The sequence below is a fragment of the Streptomyces sp. 135 genome (genome assembly GCF_020026305.1).
In the GTDB taxonomy this organism is placed as follows: domain Bacteria; phylum Actinomycetota; class Actinomycetes; order Streptomycetales; family Streptomycetaceae; genus Streptomyces.
Map to the genome: position 1 here is coordinate 5,811,547 of NZ_CP075691.1, position 22,262 is coordinate 5,833,808.

The 22,262-nt window shown below is 71.6% G+C and carries 18 protein-coding genes and 1 pseudogene; 8 read left to right on the forward strand and 11 right to left on the reverse strand.

The window, feature by feature from the left end:
• Nucleotides 1-21: 21 nt before the first annotated feature.
• Complete coding sequence (locus tag KKZ08_RS26390; protein WP_223776796.1) at nucleotides 22-777, reverse strand: ABC transporter permease; 756 nt, start codon at nucleotides 775-777, stop codon at nucleotides 22-24.
• 18 nt (nucleotides 778-795) lie between these two features.
• The gene (locus KKZ08_RS26395; RefSeq protein WP_223776797.1) at nucleotides 796-1,587 is read right to left on the reverse strand and encodes an ATP-binding cassette domain-containing protein; all 792 of its coding nucleotides are present in this window, start codon (nucleotides 1,585-1,587) and stop codon (nucleotides 796-798) included.
• Between the two features lie 71 nt (nucleotides 1,588-1,658).
• On the opposite strand from KKZ08_RS26395, the gene KKZ08_RS26400 reads away from it, so the two are divergent.
• The 4 genes and pseudogenes from KKZ08_RS26400 to KKZ08_RS26415 all read left to right on the forward strand — a co-directional run bounded on the left by KKZ08_RS26400 (nucleotide 1,659) and on the right by KKZ08_RS26415 (nucleotide 6,507).
• Nucleotides 1,659-2,300, forward strand: a complete 642-nt coding sequence (locus KKZ08_RS26400) for a TetR/AcrR family transcriptional regulator (protein ID WP_223776798.1) — start codon at nucleotides 1,659-1,661, stop codon at nucleotides 2,298-2,300.
• A 147-nt stretch (nucleotides 2,301-2,447) separates the two neighbouring features.
• Entirely contained in the window at nucleotides 2,448-3,296 is an 849-nt protein-coding gene (locus tag KKZ08_RS26405) for a 3-hydroxyacyl-CoA dehydrogenase family protein (protein WP_127909439.1), read from the forward strand.
• A 205-nt stretch (nucleotides 3,297-3,501) separates the two neighbouring features.
• A complete protein-coding gene (locus KKZ08_RS26410; protein WP_030792181.1) occupies nucleotides 3,502-3,825 on the forward strand; it encodes an STAS domain-containing protein in 324 nt (107 codons plus the stop codon).
• A 217-nt stretch (nucleotides 3,826-4,042) separates the two neighbouring features.
• Nucleotides 4,043-6,507, forward strand: a pseudogene (locus KKZ08_RS26415) (ATP-binding protein).
• Between the two features lie 66 nt (nucleotides 6,508-6,573).
• On the opposite strand, the gene nucS reads toward KKZ08_RS26415, so the two are convergent.
• Nucleotides 6,574-7,245, reverse strand: coding sequence for an endonuclease NucS (gene nucS, locus KKZ08_RS26420; RefSeq protein ID WP_223776799.1), 672 nt, complete (start codon nucleotides 7,243-7,245; stop codon nucleotides 6,574-6,576).
• Nucleotides 7,246-7,499: 254 nt separating this feature from the next.
• Between nucS and KKZ08_RS26425 the strand changes: the two genes are divergently transcribed.
• On the forward strand, nucleotides 7,500-7,892 hold the full coding sequence (locus KKZ08_RS26425) for an SCO5389 family protein (protein WP_030789356.1): 393 nt from the start codon (nucleotides 7,500-7,502) through the stop codon (nucleotides 7,890-7,892).
• An 84-nt stretch (nucleotides 7,893-7,976) separates the two neighbouring features.
• On the opposite strand, the gene KKZ08_RS26430 is transcribed toward KKZ08_RS26425, so the two are convergent.
• Complete coding sequence (locus KKZ08_RS26430; protein ID WP_223776800.1) at nucleotides 7,977-9,011, reverse strand: LLM class flavin-dependent oxidoreductase; 1,035 nt, start codon at nucleotides 9,009-9,011, stop codon at nucleotides 7,977-7,979.
• A 284-nt stretch (nucleotides 9,012-9,295) separates the two neighbouring features.
• On the opposite strand from KKZ08_RS26430, the gene KKZ08_RS26435 reads away from it, so the two are divergent.
• The gene (locus KKZ08_RS26435) at nucleotides 9,296-9,628 is read left to right on the forward strand and encodes an ATP/GTP-binding protein (protein WP_223776801.1); all 333 of its coding nucleotides are present in this window, start codon (nucleotides 9,296-9,298) and stop codon (nucleotides 9,626-9,628) included.
• Nucleotides 9,629-9,639: 11 nt separating this feature from the next.
• Here the strand turns inward: KKZ08_RS26435 and KKZ08_RS26440 are convergent, their stop codons facing one another.
• From KKZ08_RS26440 to mce, 7 genes are all read right to left on the reverse strand, one after another.
• Nucleotides 9,640-10,431: an ABC transporter permease gene (locus tag KKZ08_RS26440; protein WP_223779198.1), complete on the reverse strand. Its 792-nt coding sequence runs from the start codon at nucleotides 10,429-10,431 to the stop codon at nucleotides 9,640-9,642.
• A 173-nt stretch (nucleotides 10,432-10,604) separates the two neighbouring features.
• The gene (locus KKZ08_RS26445) at nucleotides 10,605-11,798 is read right to left on the reverse strand and encodes an ABC transporter ATP-binding protein (protein WP_223776802.1); all 1,194 of its coding nucleotides are present in this window, start codon (nucleotides 11,796-11,798) and stop codon (nucleotides 10,605-10,607) included.
• Between the two features lie 168 nt (nucleotides 11,799-11,966).
• Nucleotides 11,967-12,737 (reverse strand): ABC transporter permease, encoded by a 771-nt coding sequence (locus KKZ08_RS26450; RefSeq protein ID WP_223776803.1) that lies wholly within the window; start codon nucleotides 12,735-12,737, stop codon nucleotides 11,967-11,969.
• A 3-nt stretch (nucleotides 12,738-12,740) separates the two neighbouring features.
• Nucleotides 12,741-13,739: an ATP-binding cassette domain-containing protein gene (locus KKZ08_RS26455; RefSeq protein ID WP_223776804.1), complete on the reverse strand. Its 999-nt coding sequence runs from the start codon at nucleotides 13,737-13,739 to the stop codon at nucleotides 12,741-12,743.
• 68 nt (nucleotides 13,740-13,807) lie between these two features.
• Nucleotides 13,808-14,743, reverse strand: a complete 936-nt coding sequence (locus tag KKZ08_RS26460) for a cellulose-binding protein (protein ID WP_223776805.1) — start codon at nucleotides 14,741-14,743, stop codon at nucleotides 13,808-13,810.
• A gap of 182 nt (nucleotides 14,744-14,925) precedes the next feature.
• Entirely contained in the window at nucleotides 14,926-18,963 is a 4,038-nt protein-coding gene (scy, locus tag KKZ08_RS26465) for a polarized growth protein Scy (protein WP_223776806.1), read from the reverse strand.
• Between the two features lie 269 nt (nucleotides 18,964-19,232).
• The gene (gene mce, locus KKZ08_RS26470) at nucleotides 19,233-19,673 is read right to left on the reverse strand and encodes a methylmalonyl-CoA epimerase (protein ID WP_223776807.1); all 441 of its coding nucleotides are present in this window, start codon (nucleotides 19,671-19,673) and stop codon (nucleotides 19,233-19,235) included.
• Nucleotides 19,674-19,809: 136 nt separating this feature from the next.
• On the opposite strand from mce, the gene KKZ08_RS26475 reads away from it, so the two are divergent.
• Together KKZ08_RS26475 and meaB are read left to right on the forward strand one after the other, a co-directional pair.
• A complete protein-coding gene (locus KKZ08_RS26475) occupies nucleotides 19,810-21,012 on the forward strand; it encodes an acetyl-CoA C-acetyltransferase (protein WP_223776808.1) in 1,203 nt (400 codons plus the stop codon).
• A 45-nt stretch (nucleotides 21,013-21,057) separates the two neighbouring features.
• Nucleotides 21,058-22,014, forward strand: coding sequence for a methylmalonyl Co-A mutase-associated GTPase MeaB (gene meaB, locus KKZ08_RS26480; protein WP_223776809.1), 957 nt, complete (start codon nucleotides 21,058-21,060; stop codon nucleotides 22,012-22,014).
• Nucleotides 22,015-22,262 lie beyond the last annotated feature (248 nt).

The window sequence follows — 22,262 nt, forward strand, 5'->3', positions numbered from 1 at the left end:
GCGCCGCCACGCCCGGTCCCGTCACGCCCCGGCCTTCTTGAAGACGCGTGTGCCCACCGTCACGGACAGCAGCACGAAGGCGAGCGCCATCAGGACGCCGTACAGCATGGTCGCGGAGGCGTAGTCGCCCACGTAGCCGGCCCGCACCGCGTCGACGAGGTAGCGGAACGGCATGAAGTGCGAGAGCACGTCCAGCCAGGTCGGCGCGAGCGCCATCGGCAGCATCAGGCCCGACAGCAGCACCGAGGGCAGGCTGATGGCGTTCACCGCGGGCCCGAACTCGTGCGCCTTGGAGACCTTCATGGCCAGCGCGTACGAGAGCGCGGCGAGCGAGGCGCTCAGCAGCGCCACGAACGCGAACCCGATGAGGATGCCGCCGAGCGGCGCCCTGAGCCCCATCAGCAGCGCGGCGAGCACCAGCAGCACCGCCTGGAAGACGAAGAGCGTGGCGTCGCGCAGGACCCGGCCGAGCAGCAGCGCGAGGCGGCTGACGGGCGTCACCCGCATCCGCTCCACCACGCCGAACTGCTTCTCGATGATGAGCGCGAAGCCGCTGAACGAGGCGCCGAGCAGCCCGAGCTGGAGCAGCAGGCCCGGCACGAGCACCTGCCAGGAGTCGCCCTCGGGGCCGAGCGGCAGATCGGTGAGGAGCGGTCCGAAGAAGAGCAGGTAGAGCAGGGGCGTCAGGACGCCGAAGAAGATCTGGAACTTGGAGCGCAGGGTCTGCCGGGCGTACCGCCCGAAGATCAGCGCGGTGTCGGAGAGCAGTGCGGGCATCGGTGGGGTCCTGGGGTCTCAGACGGCGAGGGGAGCCGTGTCGGCGGCGTGATGGGGGTCGATGTCGCGCCCGGTGATGGCGAGGAAGGTGTCCTGGAGCGAGGCGTCGATCGAGCCGCCGTACGTGAGCTTGAGCGCGCTCGGCGTGCCCTCGGCGACCACGACGCCCTTGTCGACGACGACCAGGCGGTCGGAGAGCGCGTCGGCCTCGTCGAGGTAGTGCGTGGTGAGGAAGACCGTCGTGCCGTGCTCGTCGCGCAGCCGCCGCACCAGCGCCCACAGGTCGGCCCGACTGCCCGGGTCGAGTCCGGTGGTCGGCTCGTCGAGGAAGAGCACCTCGGGCCGGTGGGTCAGCCCCATGGCGATGTCGAGCCGCCGCCGCTGACCGCCCGAGAGGGCGGTGCAGGGCCGCTCCATCAGCTCGGTGAGACCGAGGTCCCGCGCCAGCTCCTCGGCGCGTGCGGCGGCCTGTTGCTTCGTCAGGCGGTAGAGGCGCCCCTGGGTGATCAGTTCCTCGCGTACGCAGATGCTGAGGTCGACGCCGCCGGACTGGGCGACGTAACCGATCTTCTCCCGTACGCCGGCGGGGTCCTTGAGCAGGTCGTGGCCCGCGACGGTGGCGGCGCCGCCGGTGGGCGCGAGCAGCGTGGTGAGCATGCGCAGCGTGGTCGTCTTGCCCGCGCCGTTGGGCCCGAGGAAGCCGAGGATCTCGCCGGGCCGCACGGTCAGGTCGATGCCGCGCACGGCCTCGACGGCGCCGTTCTTCGTCATGAAGGTCCGGGCGAGCCCGGCGGTGCTGATGATTGCCATGGTGTCCACAAAAACAGAGTCACTGAAAATTTGCAATGCCACCAAGTTTTGGGGGCGCCTAGGATGGCGGCATGGCTGAGGGGCTCAGGGAGCGCAAGAAGCGGCAGACGAAGCAGCGGATCTCGGACATCGCGACCGGGCTCTTCCTGGAGCACGGCTTCGTCACGGTCACCATCGCCGACATCGCCGAGGCCGCCGACGTCTCCGTCAACACGGTCTACAACTACTTCCCGGCCAAGGAGGACCTCTTCCTCGACCGGGGCGAGGACGCCGTCGACCGGCTCTCCCGCTACGTGCGCGGCCGCCGCGACGGCGAGTCCGCCGCCGACGCGGTCCTGCGCGAACTCCGCGCCGACGTCGAGGGACTCTCGCCGGGCGTCGGGCTCTTCCCCGGCTGGGCCGACTTCATGAAGGTCATCACCGAGGCGCAGCCGCTGCGCTCCCGCCTCTGGGCCATCCAGCAGGAAGCCCTCGACCACCTCACCAGGACCCTCGCCGAGGAGACGGGCGCGGCCGAGGGCGACCCGCTGCCCGCGCTCGTCGCCGGACAGCTCTCCTGGATCCACGGCACCCTCATGGGCTGGATCGGCGACGAGATGACCAAGCGCCGCGAGGCCGCCGAGGTCTCCCGCGAAGCGCTCGGCCTGCTCGACGAGATGGAGGAGCTCCTCGGCGAGAAGGTGCTCAACTACGCGGTGCGGGGCGCCCGGTGAGGCGTACCGGTGTGACGTCCGTCATTTGAGACGTGACGCGCATCTCTTCACCGCCACAGGCGCCCTCGCGGCCGCTAATGTCCGCTCCAGAGGCATACGTAAACAGCGTGCAGGCCAAGCGTGACAAGCGGTAGGGGAGTCGGAACAGTGGCACGGAAGCTCGCCGTCATCGGAGCCGGACTCATGGGGTCCGGCATCGCTCAGGTCTCCGCCCAGGCGGGCTGGGACGTCGTCCTGCGCGACGTCACCGACGAGGCGCTGACCCGTGGCACCGACGGGATCAAGGCGTCGTACGACAAGTTCGTGGGCAAGGGCAAGCTCGCCGCCGACGACGCCGAGGCCGCCCTCGCCCGCATCACCACCACCACCGACCTGGACGCCGTCGCCGACGCGGACATCGTCGTCGAGGCCGTCTTCGAGAAGCTCGAGGTCAAGCACGAGATCTTCCGCACGCTGGACAAGCTCGTGCGCGACGACGCGGTGCTCGCCTCCAACACCTCCGCCATCCCGATCACCAAGATCGCGGCCGTGACGGAGCGTCCGGAGCGCGTCGTCGGTGCCCACTTCTTCTCGCCGGTCCCGATGATGCAGCTGTGCGAACTGGTGCGCGGCTACAAGACCAGCGACGAAACCCTCGCCCGCACCAGGGAGTTCGCCGAGTCGGTCGGCAAGACCTGCATCGTCGTCAACCGCGACGTCGCCGGCTTCGTGACGACCCGTCTGATCTCCGCGCTCGTCGTCGAGGCCGCCAAGCTCTACGAGTCGGGCGTGGCCACCGCCGAGGACATCGACATCGCCTGCAAGCTCGGCTTCGGCCACGCCATGGGCCCGCTCGCGACCGCCGACCTCACCGGCGTCGACATCCTGCTGCACGCCACGAGCAACATCTACACGGAGTCCCAGGACGAGAAGTTCGCGCCCCCGGAGCTGATGCGCCGGATGGTTGACGCCGGTGACATCGGGCGCAAGAGCGGGCAGGGCTTCTACAAGCACTGAGCCGGACCTACGTCTGCCACGGATGCCTTCTGACGCCTCGTCCGACGGTTCGTCGCTTCCTTGGGTCACTCCTCGGAGTGAATTCGGTATCGGTTCGCTTACAGACGGCAACTTCCCTGCCCAAGCGGCAGTCAGTTGCAGTGACATACGCAGACGACTCACGGATCAGACGTCACAGCAGACACGGCACTCTCGGGGAGCGCATATGCACATCAGGGGCGACCAGGCCCAGCTGGTCGTCGGGGGCCGCCTCGACGTACGCAGCGCGGCGGACGCCCGTACGGTCCTGCACTCGGCCGTCGACGACGGCGCCGGCGACCTGGTGCTGGACCTGTCCGAACTCGACTCGTGGGACGCCACGGGACTCGGCGTCATCATGGGCGCCCACCGCCGCGCCGGGCGGTGCGGACGCAGGCTCGTCCTGCGCCACGTGCCGCCGCAGATGCAGCGCCTGCTCGTCGCGACGAGGCTGCACCGCATCCTCGCCATCGAAGGCGGCATCGGCGTCGAATCGCTCCCCAGGGCCTGAACCGGCACCTCACGCGCAATCCTCACGAGACTGTGACGTCTCGGGCGGGGCGGTACCCCGCCCTCTCGTAGATACTGGGCGAAGGCCTAGGGTTCGGTCGCCCACCGATAGACGAACCCGCGCGGGGGCACCGGACCAGAAGCGACAGCACAGTGTGCACGAAGGCCGGAGGGGGCTCTGCACACCACGCATCTGGGGGGCTTTGACCATGAACCCGATGGACCCGACGACCCCGATGGGCCACGGTCCCGAAGAGTACGGCCACGACCACGGTGGCGCGGACCACGACGACCACGACGGCCCGGCGCGCCCGCCGCGTCCACGTGATCCTCTGACGCCCGACTTCGGCCAGCCCGCACCCGCGCTGGCCCGCACCGTCCAGCTGGTCTCGGGCGACTTCCTGCTCACCGTCAACCCCGTCGACGGCAGCGAGATAGAGCCCTGCCCGCCCGGGGAGCGGCCCGAGCGCCCCACCAAGCGCACCGCCGCCGAACGCGCCGAACTGCGCCGCGCCGCCATGCCGCCCGTCCCGCCGGGCCCCGCCCTGCCGAGGCTCCCCCTCCTGGAACGCCAGGAAGAGCGTGAGCGCCTCGTACGGCTCCTCGCGCGCGGCCGCTCGGTCCGGCTCACCGGGCCCGCCGGATCGGGCCGCACAGCGCTCCTCAACGCCGTCGCCGACGACTGCGCGGACCTCGCACCCGACGGCGTCGTCCGGCTCTGCGGCTACCGCAAGACGCCCGGCGAACTGCTCCACGACCTCTTCGCCACCGTCTACAACGCGCCCCTGCACCGCCCCGAGCGCTCCCTGCTGCTCGAACTCGTCCGCGACATCGGCGCGGTCGTCGTCCTCGACGACCTGGAGTTCGGCGGGGCGGGCCTCGACGAACTGCTCGACGCGACACCCGAGTGCGCCTTCCTCCTCTCCACGACACCCGACGTCGCCGCCCCCTCCGCCGACTCCCGCCTCGAAGAGGTCTTCCTCGCCGGCCTCGGCCGCGGCGGCGGCCTCGAACTCCTGGAGCGCGCCGTCGGCCGTGTCCTCGACGACGAGGAGGCCAACTGGGCGGGCGACCTGTGGTTCGAGTCCGAGGGCCTGCCCCTGCGCTTCGTCCAGGCGGGCGCCCTGCTGCGCCAGCGCGACCAACTCCGCGCCGACCCGCACGCCTTCGAGGAGAACGGCCACTACGCCCAGGGCGCCGCCCCGACTGCCGCCGACGCGCCCTTCGACGCCGACGCCGCCGAGGTCCCGCTGCCCTCGCTCGCCGACGGAGCCGCGCCCGCCGCCCTGCTCGCCTCGCGCCTCAGCCCGTCCGCCCGCGACACCCTGAAGTTCGCCGTCGCCCTCGGCGGGGAACTGCCGCACCAGGCCCACCTGCCCGCCCTGGTCGGCGACACCCACGCCGACGCGGCCCTCGCCGAGCTCGTCGGCTGCGCCCTGGTCACCGCCGTCGGCTCGCGCTACCGCCTCGCCGCCGGAGTCCGGGCGCAGCTGGAGGGCTCCGGGTACGCCGACGGGGCCGCCGAGCACGCCAGGACCGCCGGCCGGCACTACGCCTGGTGGGCCGGACACCCCTCGGTCACCCCGGAGCGGGTGGCCGCCGAGGCGGACGCCGTGCAGGCAGCCCTCGCCGCCCTGGTCGCCTCCGAGAGCGGCGCCGCCGTACTGCTGGCCCGCACCGCCGCGCCCGCCTTCGCCGGAGGGCTCCACTGGGGCGCCTGGGAGCGTGCCCTGCGGTCCGGCCAGGAAGCGGCACGCAACGCCGGAGAGGTCGCCGAAGAGGCGTACTTCCACCACGAGTTGGGGATCCTCGCGCTCTGCGGCGGACAGCTGGACCGGGCCCGCGCCGAGCTGGAGGCGTCCATCGGGCTGCGCGGCGCCCTCGCCGACAAGCGCGGCATGATCTCCGGGCGCCGGGCCCTCGCCCTGGTCGCGGACCGCTCCGGCGGCACACCGCCCGGCGGGCGCACGGCCGCGGGCGAGGAGGTCCCCGACGCGCGCTACGAGGAGTCGGCGTCGCCCCCGGCGGCGTCCCCGCGGCCTTCGCGCTGCCCGAGCCGCCCACCGAGCCGCTCACCCTGGTCGCCGACAAGGCCGTGCCCGGCGCGGGCCCGGCGCCGAGCCGCCGCTCCATCCTCGGCGGCACCCGGCGCAACCTCGTCGCCGCGGGCGCGGGAGCCCTGCTCGCCGCCGTCCTCGGCACCGTCGTCACGCTCGGCGCCACCTCCGACAACGACCGCCCCGAGAGCGACCGGGTCACGACGGAGCAGTCCGCCGAGGAGGACCGCGACGGCGGCGGCCTGAGCGCCGACGAACCGCGGGAGGACTCCACGAGCCGCCCCCGCGACCCCGGCAAGGACGGCGTCGTCGGCACCGCGGACGACCCGAAGCCGTCCGCGACCGGCGAGCCCTCGGGCAGGCCGAGCGGCAGCGCGGAGCCGTCGGACAAGCCCACGGACGAGCCGACCGGCAAGCCGACGGACAAGCCGACCGGCAAACCCACGGACAAACCGACGGACAAGCCCACCGACAAACCGACCGACAAGCCCACGGACAAACCCACGGACAAGCCGACCGACAAGCCGACGGACCCGCCGACCACACCGCCGACGGTCCCGCCCACCACCGAGGCCCCGCCGTCCTCGCCCGACATGTCGAGCTCGGCGGGCGGCCCGGCCGCCTGACCGTCCCCGCGCGTGAGGGGCCGGGTCCAGCTGGACCCGGCCCCTCACGCGTACGTGTGATGTCTCTCAGAACAGCCGCAGCTTGTCGTCCTCGATGCCGCGCAGCGCGTTGTAGTCCAGGACCGTGCAACTGATGCCGCGGTCCGTGGCCAGGACGCGGGCCTGCGGCTTGATCTCCTGGGCGGCGAAGATGCCCTTGACGGGCGCAAGGTGCGGGTCGCGGTTCAACAGCTCCAGATAACGCGTCAGTTGCTCGACGCCGTCGATCTCGCCGCGCCGCTTGATCTCCACCGCGACCGTCTGCCCGTCGGCGTCCCGGCAGAGGATGTCGACCGGGCCGATCGCCGTCATGTACTCGCGGCGGATGAGCGAGTATCCCTCACCGAGTGTCTCGATCCGGTCGGCGAGGAGCTCCTGGAGGTGTGCTTCCACGCCGTCCTTGATGAGCCCGGGGTCCACGCCCAGCTCGTGCGAGGAGTCGTGCAGGACTTCCTCCATCGTGATGATGAGCTTCTCGCCCGCCTTGTTCACGACGGTCCACACACCGGCGTCGTCCCCTGATCCCTCCTTCAGCGTGCAGGGCGGGGACATCCAGTTGAGGGGTTTGTAGGCCCTGTCGTCCGCGTGGATCGAGACGCTGCCGTCCGCCTTCACAAGGATCAGACGGGGGGCCGACGGGAGATGGGCGGTGAGCCGGCCCGCGTAGTCCACGGAGCATCGGGCAATGACGAGACGCATGGGGCGCAACGCTACTCGACTCGGGGTGGTGCACGCGATTCGCCCGTCGGGGGCCGGTGGGCACCGCGGGGATCGTGTGACTTGTCCGGCGATGGACCCGTTCGATCCTGGCCGGTTATGCGCCCAATCTCCTGGTGCGGTCACCGCCCGTTGCCTACCGTAGAAGCGGGAGGTCGCGATCCGTGCACGCTGCGTATGCGGACTCCATCCCTGTCCGTAAGCCCTCGCTCGACGGGGGTGCGAGAGGAGAACCCATGTCGCTCGACGTCTCACCGGCACTGTTGGAACAGGCCGAGCGAGGCGAGGTGGACGAAGCAGCTTTCGTCGACTGCGTCCGGACCTCCCTGCCTTACGCATGGGAGATGATCAGCTCCCTGGTGGCCCAGCTGAAGGTCGACGGCGGAGAGTTCGCCGACAACCAGACGCCGCCCCCGGACGAGCAGGCACGTGGACAGCTGCTGCGCGCGCTCGCGAGTGACGCGATTCGCGGCGCTCTGCAGCGGCACTTCGGAGTGCGTCTGGCATTCCAGAACTGCCACCGTGTGGCGGTTTTCCCGCTGGATTCCTCGGTGGACGACAGGCTTGCCCGCTTCACCTCGATCCGGGGCCAGCTGCTCAACCAGTCGCCCGAACTGCGGGACTGCTGACGTTTGTTGCTGCCGCTCCGTACGCGGGAGGTGTATCAGTCCGGAGCGGCAGCTCCCGGCCCGGCCCGGTCACCGGGGCGGCCGTCACGCCAGTTGGGGCAGCACCTCGGCGCCCAGCCGCCGTACGTTCTCCTCCGTGGCCGCGAGGTCGCCGGAGCCCTCCACGAGCAGCGCGAAGCGCGTGATGCCCGTGCGCTCCGCCGTGGCCGCGAGACGGTCCGCGCACACCTGCGGAGTCCCCACGGGGTGCAGCCCGCAGAGCAATTCGGTGTACGCCAGCGGGTCCCGCATGGGGCGACGGCGGCCGTCGACCGTCAGATGGGCGTCCAGGCCCTGCTTGAGCCAGCCCGGCATCGCTTTCTGTAACGTCTCGGCGGCCTCCAGGCGGCGGTCCCCGATCTGCACCACCCCGGCGGACACGTGTGAAGCCGCGGCGATTACCTCCGGCGTATGCCCGGCGGCACGTGCGTGTCGTTTCCACAAGGCCACCATTTCGGCCTTCTCGTCGTCGCCCACGTGCATGCCGAGCAGCATCGGCAGACCGCGCTGCGCGGCGAGCCGCACACTGGTCGGCGAGGTGCAGGCGAGGATCACCTCGGGACCGCTGTCGCCCTCGCCGCCCAAGGCCTCCTGCGGGCGCGGCACGACGGCGACCTCCCGGAAGGGGAACCGCCCGCCCGTGCTCTCGACCCGCGGCTCGGTCAACCACCGGAGCAGCAGGTCGAGGGAGTCGGGGAACCCCTCTTCGTACGCCTCCAGGCCCGCGCCGAAGACCTCCAGGTCCACCCACGGCCCGCCCCGCCCGACGCCGAGCGAGAAGCGGCCGCCCGAGGTCACGTGGAGCAGGGCCGCCTGCTCGCCGAGCGCGACGGGGTGCACGGTGGGCAGGACGCTCACGGCCGTGCCGACGCGGATCCTTCGGGTCCGTCCGAGGAGCAGCGCCGCCAGGGTCACCGCCGAGGGGCATGTGCCGTACGGCACGAAGTGGTGCTCGGCGAGCCAGACCGAGTCCAGCCCCGCCTCCTCGGCCACCTCGGCGGACCGCACCGCCCGGTGCAGTGCCTCCCCCTGCCCCTGTCCGGGGAACTGGGCGGCCAGAACGAAACTACCTACACGCATGGAACTCCTGCCTCCTTGGCACCGACGCAGGCACTCCCCCAAGGGCAACAACGCATGACACGTGCCAAAGGCACGGCCTGGCATGAAGATTGTTGGATTTTCCGTGCAGAGTTTCCGTGCAGAGTTACTGTCCAGAGTTTCCGTGCGGTGTTCCGTGTGGTGTTCCGTGCAATGTTCAACGCGGTGTGGGGGGCGCTGCGGGAGTAGGTACGCGACGAGTACCCCGTGGCGCGGCGCGTAGGCTGGTCACACCCCTGACCGTCGTACAGCCAGCGAGGTGTCCCGTGTCCCCGCGTCGCAACCGCCCCAAGGGCGCCGGAGAGCCGAGGGCGTCCGCGGACGCGGAGCCGTCGCGCCGCTACGGCGGGTTCCAGAACGCCGAGACCTGGCAGGGCGAGCGGTGGAGCGTACGCCATGTCGCGGGGGCGAGTTCGGCGGGCAAGCGCTACCGCTGCCCCGGCTGCGACCAGGAGATCCCCTCCGCGCTCGCGCACGTGGTGGCCTGGCCCGAGCACTCCGGGGTGGACGAGCGCAGGCACTGGCACAAGGCGTGCTGGAACGCGAAGGACCGCCGCACCACGCGGGTGCAGCGGTCCCGTAACGCGCCGCGGTACTAGCGGCTCACGCGTCAGACGTCGCGCTTCTCCAGCAGGACGAAGGCGCCGGCGATCGCGACGGCCGTCACGACGACGAGCACGAGCAGCTGGGACGTGCCGCCGGAGCCGTCCACGCCGTCCGCGCCGAAGATCTTGGCGAGCGAGTTGATGGCGTTGTAGTCGGACATCTTCTCGGCGAGCGTCTGCGTGCTCTCCCAGATCATCAGGAACACGGGCATGATCGCCGGTACGAGGACCAGGCCGAGCATCGCGGTGATGGCGCCCGCGGAGTGCCGCAGCATGGAGCCGACGGCGAGCGCGAGGACGCCGAGGAGCGAGACGTACAGGCCGCCCTTGAGGACCGTGCCCGCCCACGGCAGGTCGCCCGAGCCGGGGCCGCTGTTCATCGACGACGTCACGAGGCCCACCAGCAGGATGGAGCCCGCGGAGACGACGAAGGCCGTGACGAAGAAGACGATGATCTTCGCGGTCAGGACGCGGTAGCGCTGCGGGGACGCCGTGAACGTCGTACGGATCATGCCCGTGCCGTACTCCGACGACGTCACGAGGACGCCGAGCGTGATCAGGCAGATCTGGCCCAGCATCAGGCCGAAGAAGGCCGGCACGGTGTACGGCATGTCCGAGTAGTTCTCGGGCGTGGTGTTCGCGGCGGCGAGCAGGCCGATGCCGACCACCAGGAGGAGGAAGATGCCGAGCGTCCACATGGTGGAGCGCACCGACTTGATCTTCGTCCACTCGGAGGCGAGGGCGTTGCCGAGGTGGGTCTTCCTGACCGGGATCGGCGAGGTGTAGGCGTTGGCCATGGCCTGCTGCCAGGCGGAGGGCGGCGCCGGGGCGGCGGGCGGGGGAGCCATCGGGGCGGCCGTGGGAGCGCCCATCGGGGCACCCTGCGCGGGAGCGCCGGCCTGGGCGTACGCCTGCTGGGGCTGGGGGGCCTGCTGCGCCTGCGGCTGCTGCTGCGGAGTCTCAGGCGTGGTCATCGGGGAGCGTCCTCGTTGTCGTTGGCGCGCTTGGTCGTCTCGGGCGCGGGAGCGGGTGCGGGGGAGGCCTGCGGCGGCGCGGCGGCGTACGGGTTCGGCGTCCCGGGCGCGCCCTGCGGCTGCGGCATCGCGAAGGGCTGACCGCCCTGCTGGGGCGGCGGCGGCGCGTACCAGCCGGGCTGGTCCTGGCCGGGCACCGGCAGCTGGCCCTGCGGCGGCACGCCGGGCATGGCGCCGGGCTGCATCGGCTGCTGGAGGCCCGCGCGCTGGTCGACCGTGGAGCGGTAGTCGACGGCGCCCTGCGTCATCCGCATGTACGCCTCCTCCAGCGAGGCCTGGTGCGGCGAGAGCTCCCACAGGCGGACGTCCGCGCCGTGTGCGAGGTCGCTGATGCGGGGCAGCGGCAGACCGGTCACGCGCAGCGCGCCGTCCAGCTCGGGCAGGACCTGGCCACCCGCCTCGGTCAGCGCGGCCGTCAGCTTCTCGCGCTGCTGGGGGTCGGTGTCCGGCGTACGCACCCGCGCGAAGTCGGCGGAGTTGTGCGAGATGAAGTCCTTGACGCTCATGTCGGCGAGCAGCTGACCGCGGCCGATCACGATCAGGTGCTCGGCGGTGAGGGCCATCTCGCTCATGAGGTGCGACGACACGAAGACCGTGCGTCCCTCGGCCGCGAGCGACTTCATGAGGTTGCGGACCCAGAGGATGCCCTCGGGGTCGAGGCCGTTGACGGGCTCGTCGAAGAGCAGCACCTGCGGGTCGCCGAGGAGCGCCGCCGCGATGCCGAGGCGCTGGCCCATGCCGAGCGAGAAGCCCTTGGAGCGCTTCTTCGCCACGTCCTGGAGGCCGACGACGCCGAGCACCTCGTCGACCCGGCGGGCCGGGATGCCGGAGAGCTGCGCGAGGCAGAGCAGGTGGTTGCGGGCGTGCCGGCCGCCGTGCACCGCCTTGGCGTCGAGCAGCGCGCCGACCTGGCGGGGGGCGTTGGGCAGCTTGCGGTACGGGTAACCGCCGATCGTCACCTGACCCGTGGTGGGGGTGTCGAGCCCGAGGATCATGCGCATCGTCGTCGACTTGCCGGAGCCGTTGGGCCCGAGGAAGCCGGTGACGGTACCGGGCCGCACCTGGAAGGAAAGGTTGTACACGGCTGTCTTGGCGCCGTAGCGCTTCGTCAGGCCGACTGCCTCGATCATTCTCCGCACCCATCGAATGGTTCAGGACGTCGGGGCACACGCCCCCGTAAGGGTTAGGAGGATAACGGGGAGCTGACGGTTCCAGCCAAGAGCGAGTAAAACGTGCGGAGCGGGCGGCCCGGCCCCCCGCGTACCTCTCGTACGGCCCACGCATACCTCTCGTACGGCCTACGCGTCCCTCTTCTTCAGCATCACGTACCCGCCCACCAGCGCCACCACGACCCACGCCACCATGATCGCCAGGCCGCCCCAGGGCCCGTACGGGGTGTCGTCGTCGAGCGGTGACTTGACCTGCATGATCTTGCTGCCGGCCTGGTCGGGCAGGAAGCGGCCGAGCTTCTTCGTGGCCGACACGTTGCCGAGGATGCTGGAGATCAGGAAGAAGAAGGGCATCAGGATGCCCAGCGACAGCATGGGGCTGCGCAGCATCGCCGCCACGCCCATCGAGAACATCGCGATGAGCGTCATGTAGAGGCCGCCGCCGATGACGGCCCGCAGCACACCGGGGTCGCCGATCGCCGCCCGGTAGGGGCCGAGCATCGCCTGCCCCACGAAGAACGTGACGAAGCTGGTGGCCAGGCCCACGGCGAAGGCGAGCAGCGTGGCCACGAGGACCTTGCCGAACAGGAACGTGCCGCGCTGCGGGACCGCCGCCAGGGAGGTGCGGATCATCCCGGTGCTGTACTCGTTGGAGACGACGAGCACCCCGAAGACGATCATCGCGAGCTGGCCGAGGGACATCCCGGCGAAGCTGATGTACGTCGCGTCGAAGGCCAGCCGGTCCCCGGTGTCGAGGCTGTCGTAGTCGTTCCTGGACAGGATGCTGATCAGCGCCCCGAGCGCGACCGTGACGGCACCGGCGAGGCCGAGCGTCCACACCGTCGAGGAGACCGAGCGGATCTTGGTCCACTCCGATCGAAGTACCTGCGCCGCGGCCATCGCTCAGGCTCCCTTCCGCCGCTGCTGCCAGCTCTCGCCCCAGCCGGGGGCACGGTCGGGCGGGAGCGGGCCGGGATGGCCGGGGTGGTCGGCGTGGTCGGAGTGCGCGTGGTACTCGACCGACTCGGCGGTGAGCCGCATGAAGGCCTCCTCCAGGGAGGCCTGCTGGGGGCTCAGTTCGTGCAGGACGACCCGGTGGCTCGCGGCCAGCTCACCGAGCTCCTCGGCCGCCGTGCCGTCCACTTCGAGGACGCCGTCGCCCGCTTCGGTGACGGTGACGCCCGCGCGGTGCAGCACATCGAGGAGCCGCTCGCGCTCGGGGGAGCGCAGCCGGACGTACGAGCGTGAGTTGCGCCGGATGAAGTCGGACATCGACGTGTCCGCGAGGAGGCGGCCCTGGCCGATGACCACGAGATGGTCGGCGGTGAGCGCCATCTCGCTCATCAGGTGCGAGGAGACGAAGACCGTACGCCCCTGGGAGGCGAGGGACTTCATGAGGTTACGGATCCAGTGGATGCCCTCGGGGTCCAGGCCGTTGACCGGCTCGTCGAACATCAGGATCTCGGGGTCGCCGAGCAGCGCGCCCGCGATGCCGAGGCGCTGGCCCATGCCGAGCGAGAAGCCCTTGGCCTTTTTCTTGGCGACGGCGGTCAGCCCCACGGTGTCGAGGACCTCGCCGACGCGGGCGCGCGGGATGCCGTTGCTCTGCGCGAGGCAGAGCAGATGGTTGAAGGCGCTGCGCCCGCCGTGCATGGCCTTGGCGTCGAGGAGGGCGCCGATGCACTTGAGAGGGTCCCTCAGCTGGGAGTAGTGCTTGCCGTCGATGCGGACCGTGCCGGCTGACGGATTGTCGAGCCCGAGCATCATGCGCATGGTGGTCGACTTCCCCGCGCCGTTCGGACCGAGGAAGCCGGTGACGACGCCGGGGTGGACGGCGCAGGTGAGGTTGTTGACGGCCACCTTCTCGCCGTACCGCTTGGTCAGCCCCTCGAGCTCGATCATGCGGCAACGCTAAAACGGGTGAAAGCCCCCTGCCACTCGGTGCCAGGGGGCTTCCGGGCTCGTGGGCCTCAGCGCGTCTGCTGCGCCGGCACCCCACGCGAAATGGGCTCGTCCTCCGCAGGAGTCCCCGCGGCAGCCACCGCCGCACCCGTGAGCGTCGCCAGCATCTCCCGCACATTGGTGAGCTGCGCGTTGATGCTGTCCCGGCGGTTGGTGAGCGCCGCGAGCTCCCGCTCGGATTCGCTGCGGATCCGGTCCGCCTTGGCGTTCGCGTCCGCCACGATGTCCTCGGCCTGACGCTGCGCCGTCTCCACCGTCTGGCGGGCGCGACGCTCCGCGTCCGTGCGCAGCTTCTCCGCCTCGAGACGCAGCTGCTCCGCGCGGTGCTCGATCTCCGCGAGCCGCTTCTCCGCCTTGGCCTGACGCGACGCCAGGTCCCGCTCGGACTGCTCGCGGCGCTTGGCGAGGTTCGTCTCGAAGTCGGCGGCGGCCTGGGCGGCCTTGGCGCGCGTCTCCTCGAAGAGGGCGTCCGCCTCCTCACGCTTGGACTGCGCGTCCTTCTGGGCCTCGGCCCGCAGGGCGTTCGCCTCGCCCTTGGCCTTCTCGACGATCCGAACGCCCTCGTCCTCGGCCTTCGCCTTGCGCTCGGACGCGAACGACTCGGCGTCGTTGCGCACCTGCTGCGCGGCGGACTCGGCGAGCTCGCGGTGCTGTTCGGCCGCGCGACGGGCCTCCTCGCGCAGGTCCTTCGCCTCCTCCTCGGCGAGGCGGAGGATCTTCTCGACGCGGGCGCCGAGCCCGGCGTACGACGGCTCGGCGTCGGCGACCAGGGCCTGCGCGTTCTGCGTCTCGAGGTGCAGCTCCTCGATGCGCTTTTCCAGAGCAGTGATACGAGCAAGAGCGTTGTCACGGTCGGAGACGAGCTTGGAGATACGTTCGTCCACCTGAGCGCGGTCGTACCCACGCCGCACAAGCTCGAAGCCGTAGGGGGAAGTGTCGCTCATGGGGTTCCTGTCGAATGAGACCGGTGAGGTGATAGAGGGAATCCTAGGGGTCCAGGCGGCGTGTCATCGAGCAGATGCCCGTTTGATCTGGAGAATGACACCCCTTTTGAGTGGCAAGACGTCAGAGGCCTTGCCAGGGGCAGGGCCGAAGGTCCTCACTCAGCACGGTAAGCCCTCTTTGGCTAGCCCTCTGACGTCTTGCCACCCGATCGAGTAGATCCGGCCGCCGCGCCGGCCTTGACACCACCCGCGCCGGAACCGCCGCCCGACGTCGACTTCCCGCCGCCCGTCGGCGCCTCGAAGGACTCCAACGCCTCCAGCACGTCCTGGACACGGGAGATCTCCGCGTTGATGTCCGCCCGGCGCCGCACCAGGACCTCCAGCTCGCGCTTGCCCTCCTCGACCATGCGCGTCGCCTCGGCCTCGGCCTCCGCCTTGATCCGCTCGGCCTCGGCGACCAGCGACGCCTTCTTCGTCTCGGCCTCCTTCAGGAGCCCCTCGGCCTTCTTCACGGCGGCGATCCGGACCTTGCCCGCCTCGGAATCGGCGTCCGAGACCAGCGCCTTCGCCTTCGTCTGCGCCTCGGCGAGCTGCGTCTCGGCAGCCTTCACCAAAGCGTCACAGCGTTCGCCCGCGGTCTTCATCGCCTCCGCCGACTCGCGGCGCGCACGCTCGTGCAGCTCCTCGATCTCCGCCGTCAGCCGGTCACGCTGCTCCTCGGAGCGCTCCCTTATGGCCGTCGCGTCCTGACGGGCCCCGATGAGCAGCTCGTCCGCGTCCGTACGGGCCTTCTCCACCAGGGAGTTGCCCTCGATCGTCGCCTCGGTGACCAGCCGCTCGGCCTCCTTGCGCGCCGCGCCCACCATCGTGTCGGCCTGCGCCTCGGCGTCCGTCGTCGCCTTCAGCGCCTTCTCCTGGGCGTCCGCCGTCAGCTTCTCGGCCTCGGCCGCGGCTTCCGTGATGAGCGTGTCGACCTGCTCGGCCGCCTCCTGACGCTTCTTGTTGGCGGCCTGACGCGCCTCGTCCAGGGTGCGCTCGGCCTCCTCGCGCGCCTGGGACGTGAGCCGCTCGGCCTCCTGAGCCGCCTCAGCCTTGACGCGCTCGGACTCGCTCCGGATCCGCTCGGCGTGCTGCTGGGCGGAGTTGACCGCCTCGGCGGCCTCCGCGCGCAGCCGCTCCGCGTCGCCGGAAGCGTCCGAGATGAGCTTCTCGGCCTTGGCCACGGACTCCGCGCGCACCCGCTCGGCCTCCGCGGCCGTCTCGGCCAGCAGCCGCTCCGCCTCCGCGGTGGACTCGGCGCGCACCCGCTCCGCCTCGGCCGTGGACTCCGCGCGCAGCCGCTCGGCCTCCGCGGTCGACTCCGACTTGAGGCGCTCCGCCTGCTCCGTCGACTCGGCACGAAGGCGCTCGGCCTCCGCGATCGTCTCGTTCTGCAACCGCTCGGCCTCGCTGCGGGCCTCGCCGATCAGCGTGTCGGCCTGCCCCGCCGCGTCACTGCGGATGCGGTTGGCGTCCTCGCGGGCGTCGGCCCGCGTGCGGGCCGCGTCCTGCTCGGCCTGCGCGATGGTGTCGGAGGCCTCCGTGCGCACCCGCTGGGCGTGCTCCGAGGCGTCCGAACGCATCCGCTCGGCCTCCGCGATGGCGTCCGAAACCGTGCGCTCCGCAAGGGCCTTGGCGGCCTCCGAGGCCTCCGCGGCCTCGCGCCGGATACGGCTGGCGTCCTCGGCGGCGCGTTCCCGCTCGGCGTACGCGTCGGAACGGACGCGGTCGGCCTCCTCCTGCGCCTCCGTGCGCGTACGCTCCGCCGCGTGCTCGGCGGCCGAGCGCAGGCCCGCCACCTCTTCCTGCGCCGCCTCGTGCAGGCCGGCGACGGAATCGCGTACGGACTGAGCGGTCTGCTCGGCCGCCGACACCATCTCCGTGGCGCGGCGGTCGGCCTCCTCGACCAGACGCACGGCCTCGGCCTGCGCCTCCTCGACCCGCTTGCGCGCCGAGGCGAGCAGCTCCTCGCTCTGCTCACGGGCCCGCTCACGCTCCTGGTCGGCCTCCGCGCGCGCCGAACCCAGCGTCTCCTCGGCCTCGCGGCGGCGGCGCGCCGCCTCCTCCTGCGCGGCGGCCAGCGCCTCGGCGGCCTCCGTGCCGACCCGCTCGGCGGCCGCGGCGGCCTCCGCGCGCACCCGGTCCGCGGACTCCTGCGCCTCGGTCTTCAGCCGCTCGGCTTCCGCCGCCGCCTCCGAACGCAGGCGCACCGCGAGGGTCTCGGCCTCCGCGCGCGCCTGCGAGGCATCGGCGGCGGCCTCGTCGCGCAGCCGTTCGGCCTCCGCCTCGGCCTGCGCCTGGAGCGTACGGATCCGCTCGGCGGACTCCGCCCGCAGCCGGTCGGTCTCCTCCGTGGCCTCCTTGCGCATCCGCGCCGCTTCCGCGCGGGCGTCGCTCAACGCCTGCTCGGCGGTGGCGAGGCGCTCCTCGGCCTCCGCGTGCAGCCGCGTCAGCTCCTCGGCGGCCTCCGCCTGCCGGGCCGCGACGGCACGCTCGGTCTCCTCGCGCAGCGCCCGCGCCGCGTCCTCGGCCTCCGACCGGGTGGTGGTCGCCTGCTCGTCGGCCTCCTCACGGTGCCGCTCGGCCTCCGCGCGGGTGCGCTCCAGCGTCTCCTCGGCCTGCTTGCGCAGGGTCGTGGCACGCTCGACCGCCTCGGAACGCAGCCGCTCGCTGTCGGTGGCCGCTGCCGTCCGCAGCTCCTCGGCGTCCGCCTTGGCCTTGGCGAGCAGCTCCTCGGCGGACTTGGCCGCCTCCTCGATCTCCTTGACGGCCTCGCGCCGCGCCTCGCCCCGGATGCGCTCACCCTCGGAGACGGCCTCGGCCCGCAGCTGCTCGGCCTCGCCGCGCAGCCTGCGCGCCTCCTCCTGAAGCTCGACGGTCTTGGCGCGGTACTCCTTGGTGTCGTCCTTCGCCGCGCCCTTGAGCTCCTCGGCGATGTCATGCGCCTCGGCGCGCAGCCGGTCCGCCTCGGTCTCCGCCTCCGAACGGATCCGCTCGGCCTCCTCCGTGGCGGCCTTCGTGGTCTCCTTGGCGTTCTTCGACGCCTTGTCGAGGACCTCCTCAGCCGTCCGCGCCGCCTTCGCGAGCTGCCCCGCGGTCTCCTCGGCGGTGATCGTGCGCGCCTTCTCGGCGGCCTCCGCGATCAGCTTCTCGGCCTCGGCCCGGGCGTCGGCGATCAGCTGTTCCGCCTCGGACTTGGCGGTCTCCGCCTCCTTGGTGGCCTCGCCGACGAGGCGCGCCACCTGCTCCTTGGCGGTACGCGTGCGCTGCTCACCCGCGGCCTCGGCGGCCGCGAGCTGCTTGGCCGCCGTCTCCTTGGCCTCGCCGAGCACCTTCTCGGCCTCGGCCCGCGCCGCACGCAGCGCGGTCTCCGCCTCGGCCATGCGCTGCTCGGCGGCCCGGCTCGCCTCCGCGGCCTGCCGACGCGCCTGCTCGGACTCGGTCGCCGTCGTCGAGCGCAACTGCTCGGCGTGGTCGGTGGCCTCCTGGGCCTGCGTGGACGCGGCGTTCAGCAGCCGCTCGGCGTCCGAACGGGCCCGGCGCAAGATGGCCTCGGCCTCGGCGCGCGCCGACTCGGCGTCGTTCGCGAGACGCTGCCGCGCCTGTGCCGCGATCCGCTCCGCCTCCGCGCGGGCGGCGGCCAGCGCCTGCTCCGCCTCGGCGCGCGACTCGTCGAGCAGACGCCGCGCCTGCTGTTCGGTACGGGCCCGCAGCTGCTCGGCCCACGCCACGTTCTCGTTGACGTGCGACTCGACGGTCTGGCGGCGCTCGGCGAGCTCCTGGTCCAGCTGCTGACGGCGTGAGACGGCCTCGGCGTGCAGCTCCGACTGGAGCCGGGCCTGCTGCTCCGCGTGCTCCTGAAGGATGCGCTGCGTCTGCGCACGGGCCTCGCGCAGCTCGCGCTCGGCGTCGGCACGCAGCTGCTCGGCCTGGATCTGCGCGTTACGCAGCAGCTGCTCGGCCTGGTAACCGATGTCCGCGCTGTCATAGGCAGGGCGGGACGCGAGGTTGCGGCGCGCCTCGTGCAGCTTGGCGCGCAACACCTCGACCTGATAGCCGAGGTCCTCGGCGTGCTGGACGGCCTTCTCCCGCTCGGTCTTCAGCCGGTCCATCTCGGCCTCGAACCGCGAAAGACTGTCGGTCTCAGCCCGCGAGTTCTCTTGGCGTTCGTAGCCCCGCACTGCGCGGTCCCATCCTTCCCCGAGCTCTCGGCTGCGCTCGAGCAGGGGACGCCCCACTCCTGGTCGCAAGTTCTCCAACGAGCCCCGTCCATCCGCCGAACGGTGCCCCCGGGGGAATGGTGTCAGATCAACGGCGGAGCATGGGTTGCTGCCCCGACGCTCGTCCCCCGAAACCCGGACCCCGGCACGCGGCCGCCCAGCGTACGGACAGCCTGCCGCCCCGACTTCGGACGGCCGCCCCTAACCCTACCGGCCCAGATATACGGAGGTCAGTGCTCCGGTGACTCGGAGGGCGCCGAAGTGACGAGTTCCGTCAGGACACCGTGGCAGTCCTTGGGGTGGAGGAACGTGATGCGTGACCCCATGGAGCCGATCCGCGGCTCTTCGTACAGGACCCGCACGTCCTTGTCCTTGATGGCCGCGGCGTCACCGTCCACGTCCGCGGTGCCGAAGGCGATGTGATGCACGCCCTCACCGTTCTTGGCCAGCCACTTGCCGACCGCCGAGTCGTCCCGGGTCGGCTCCAGGAGCTGCAGGTACGAAGCACCTCCGTCGCTCGTATCATTGATCTTGAGCATGGCCTCCCGCACACCCTGCTCCTCGTTCACTTCCGTGTGGAAGACCGTGAAGCCGTATGTCTCCCGGTAGAACTCGACGGTCTTGTCGAGGTCGAAACAGGCGATCCCGATGTGGTCGATTCGCGTCAGCATGGTTCAAGTGCAGCGCTTCATGCGGTGATTACGCAACGTGCGCGCGATCACACTCGCCGCCCGATGACGCGCGACGTACCGCTCAGTACATTCAGATAAACCCTCGTTAACTCCTCCTCCCAAGGGGCCGTGGCACATGTCTCGAACGTCCGGTACCACCTCAGTGATCGTCGCGGGCGCGCGCACGCCCATGGGCCGCCTCCTCGGCTCCCTGAAGTCCTTCTCGGGTGCGGACCTGGGGGGCTTCGCGATCAAGGCCGCGCTCGACCGGGCCGGCATCGGCGGCGACCAGGTCCAGTACGTGATCATGGGCCAGGTGCTCCAGGCCGGGGCGGGGCAGATCCCGGCGCGCCAGGCCGCCGTCAAGGCGGGCATCCCCATGAACGTCCCGGCACTCACCGTGAACAAGGTCTGCCTCTCGGGCCTCGACGCCATCGCGCTGGCCGACCAGCTGATCCGCGCGGGCGAGTTCGACATCGTCGTGGCGGGCGGCCAGGAGTCCATGACCAACGCGCCGCACCTGCTCCCGGGGTCCCGTGAGGGCCACAAGTACGGCGCCATCGAGATGCTCGACTCCATGGCGTACGACGGCCTGACCGACTCCTTCGAAGGCGTCGCCATGGGCGAGTCGACCGAGAAGCACAACGGCCGCCTCGGCATCGCCCGCCCCGAGCAGGACGAGATCGCCGCGCTCTCGCACCAGCGCGCCGCCGCCGCGCAGAAGAACGGCCTGTTCGAGGCGGAGATCACCCCGGTCGAGATCCCGCAGCGCAAGGGCGACCCGGTCCTCTTCGCCAAGGACGAGGGCATCCGCCCCGAGACCACCGCCGAGTCCCTCGGCAAGCTGCGCCCCGCCTTCGCCAAGGACGGCACGATCACCGCCGGCTCGGCCTCGCAGATCTCCGACGGCGCCGCGGCCGTCGTCGTCATGTCCAAGGCCAAGGCCGAGGAGCTCGGCCTGCACTGGATCGCCGAGATCGGCGCCCACGGCAACGTGGCGGGACCGGACAACTCCCTCCAGTCCCAGCCGTCCAACGCCATCCGCCACGCCCTGAAGAAGGAGGGCCTGGACGTCGGTGACCTGGACCTCATCGAGATCAACGAGGCGTTCGCCGCCGTCGCGGTGCAGTCAATGAAGGACCTCGGAGTTTCCTCCGAAAAGGTGAACGTCAACGGCGGGGCCATCGCCCTCGGCCACCCGATCGGGATGTCCGGCGCGCGCCTCGTGCTCCATCTGGCCCTGGAACTGAAGCGGCGCGGCGGCGGCGTCGGCGCGGCCGCGCTCTGCGGTGGCGGTGGTCAGGGCGACGCGCTGATCCTCAAGGTGGCCAAGGGCTGAGACCACCGGCCGCCCTGTCCCGTACGTAGCGAACGGAGCTGTTTCATGCAGGACGTCCCCTCCCTGGTGGCGCAGGCCCGCGAGGGCAGGCCACGGGCCGTGGCCCGGCTGATCTCACTGGTCGAGGGGGCGTCACCGCAGCTGCGCGAAGTGATGGCCGCGCTTGCTCCATTGGCGGGACACGCGTACGTGGTCGGGCTCACGGGATCGCCCGGTGTCGGCAAGTCGACGTCGACGTCGGCGCTCGTGAGCGCCTACCGGCGGGCCGGCAAACGGGTCGGCGTACTCGCGGTCGACCCGTCGTCGCCCTTCTCCGGGGGCGCACTCCTCGGCGACCGGGTGCGCATGTCGGACCACGCGTCCGACCCCGGGGTCTACATCCGCTCGATGGCCACGCGCGGCCACCTCGGCGGGCTCGCCTGGGCCGCCCCGCAGGCGATCCGCGTCCTGGACGCGGCGGGCTGCGACGTGGTGCTCGTGGAGACCGTCGGCGTCGGCCAGTCCGAGGTCGACATCGCCTCCCAGGCGGACACCTCGGTGGTCCTGCTCGCACCCGGCATGGGCGACGGCATCCAGGCGGCGAAGGCCGGGATCCTGGAGATCGGTGACGTGTACGTCGTGAACAAGGCGGACCGCGACGGCGCGGACGCCACCGCCCGGGAGCTGAACCACGTGCTCGGCCTCGGGGAGTCCCGCGGCCCCGGGGACTGGCGCCCGCCCATCGTGAAGACGGTCGCGGCGCGGGGCGAGGGCATCGACGAGGTCGTCGAGGCACTGGAGAAGCACCGGGCGTGGATGGAGGAGCGGGGCGTCCTCGCCGAGCGGCGTGCCGCCAGGGCGGCGCGCGAGGTGGAGACCATCGCGGTCACCGCGCTGCGGGAGCGGATCGGGTCCCTGCACGGCGACCGGCGGCTGTCGGCGTTGGCGGAGCGGATCGTGGCCGGGGAGCTGGACCCTTATGCGGCGGCGGACGAACTGGTCGACGGGGTCACTGCGGGGTGACCTGAGGCGCCGCTTCCGGCGCGGCACGTGCCACTCGCCCGGCACGAGAACGCCTCAGGGGCGGCGTCCATAGGGCGCCGCCCCTGAGGCGGATGCGTGCGGTTGCCTGCGAGTGGTTGCCTGCGAGTGGTTGCCGGTCAGTGGCTGCCGGTCGGCGGCTGCCGTCCAGCGGTTGCCTGCGTGCGGTTGCCGGTCGGCGGCTGCCGACCAGCGGCTGCCAGCCAGCGGTTGCCGACCAGTGGCTGTGA

Coding starts and splice junctions, on each gene's coding strand:
- KKZ08_RS26460 (WP_223776805.1), bottom strand. CDS start 14,743: ATGAGCGACACTTCCCCCTACGGCTTCGAGCTTGTGCGGCGTGGGTAC.
- KKZ08_RS26430 (WP_223776800.1), bottom strand. CDS start 9,011: ATGCGTGTAGGTAGTTTCGTTCTGGCCGCCCAGTTCCCCGGACAGGGG.
- nucS (WP_223776799.1), bottom strand. CDS start 7,245: ATGCGTCTCGTCATTGCCCGATGCTCCGTGGACTACGCGGGCCGGCTC.
- KKZ08_RS26440 (WP_223779198.1), bottom strand. CDS start 10,431: ATGGCCAACGCCTACACCTCGCCGATCCCGGTCAGGAAGACCCACCTC.
- mce (WP_223776807.1), bottom strand. CDS start 19,673: ATGCTGACGCGAATCGACCACATCGGGATCGCCTGTTTCGACCTCGAC.
- KKZ08_RS26455 (WP_223776804.1), bottom strand. CDS start 13,739: ATGATCGAGCTCGAGGGGCTGACCAAGCGGTACGGCGAGAAGGTGGCC.
- KKZ08_RS26445 (WP_223776802.1), bottom strand. CDS start 11,798: ATGATCGAGGCAGTCGGCCTGACGAAGCGCTACGGCGCCAAGACAGCC.
- KKZ08_RS26475 (WP_223776808.1), top strand. CDS start 19,810: ATGTCTCGAACGTCCGGTACCACCTCAGTGATCGTCGCGGGCGCGCGC.
- KKZ08_RS26395 (WP_223776797.1), bottom strand. CDS start 1,587: ATGGCAATCATCAGCACCGCCGGGCTCGCCCGGACCTTCATGACGAAG.
- KKZ08_RS26390 (WP_223776796.1), bottom strand. CDS start 777: ATGCCCGCACTGCTCTCCGACACCGCGCTGATCTTCGGGCGGTACGCC.
- KKZ08_RS26425 (WP_030789356.1), top strand. CDS start 7,500: ATGTCGCTCGACGTCTCACCGGCACTGTTGGAACAGGCCGAGCGAGGC.
- KKZ08_RS26410 (WP_030792181.1), top strand. CDS start 3,502: ATGCACATCAGGGGCGACCAGGCCCAGCTGGTCGTCGGGGGCCGCCTC.
- KKZ08_RS26400 (WP_223776798.1), top strand. CDS start 1,659: ATGGCTGAGGGGCTCAGGGAGCGCAAGAAGCGGCAGACGAAGCAGCGG.
- meaB (WP_223776809.1), top strand. CDS start 21,058: ATGCAGGACGTCCCCTCCCTGGTGGCGCAGGCCCGCGAGGGCAGGCCA.
- KKZ08_RS26450 (WP_223776803.1), bottom strand. CDS start 12,737: ATGGCCGCGGCGCAGGTACTTCGATCGGAGTGGACCAAGATCCGCTCG.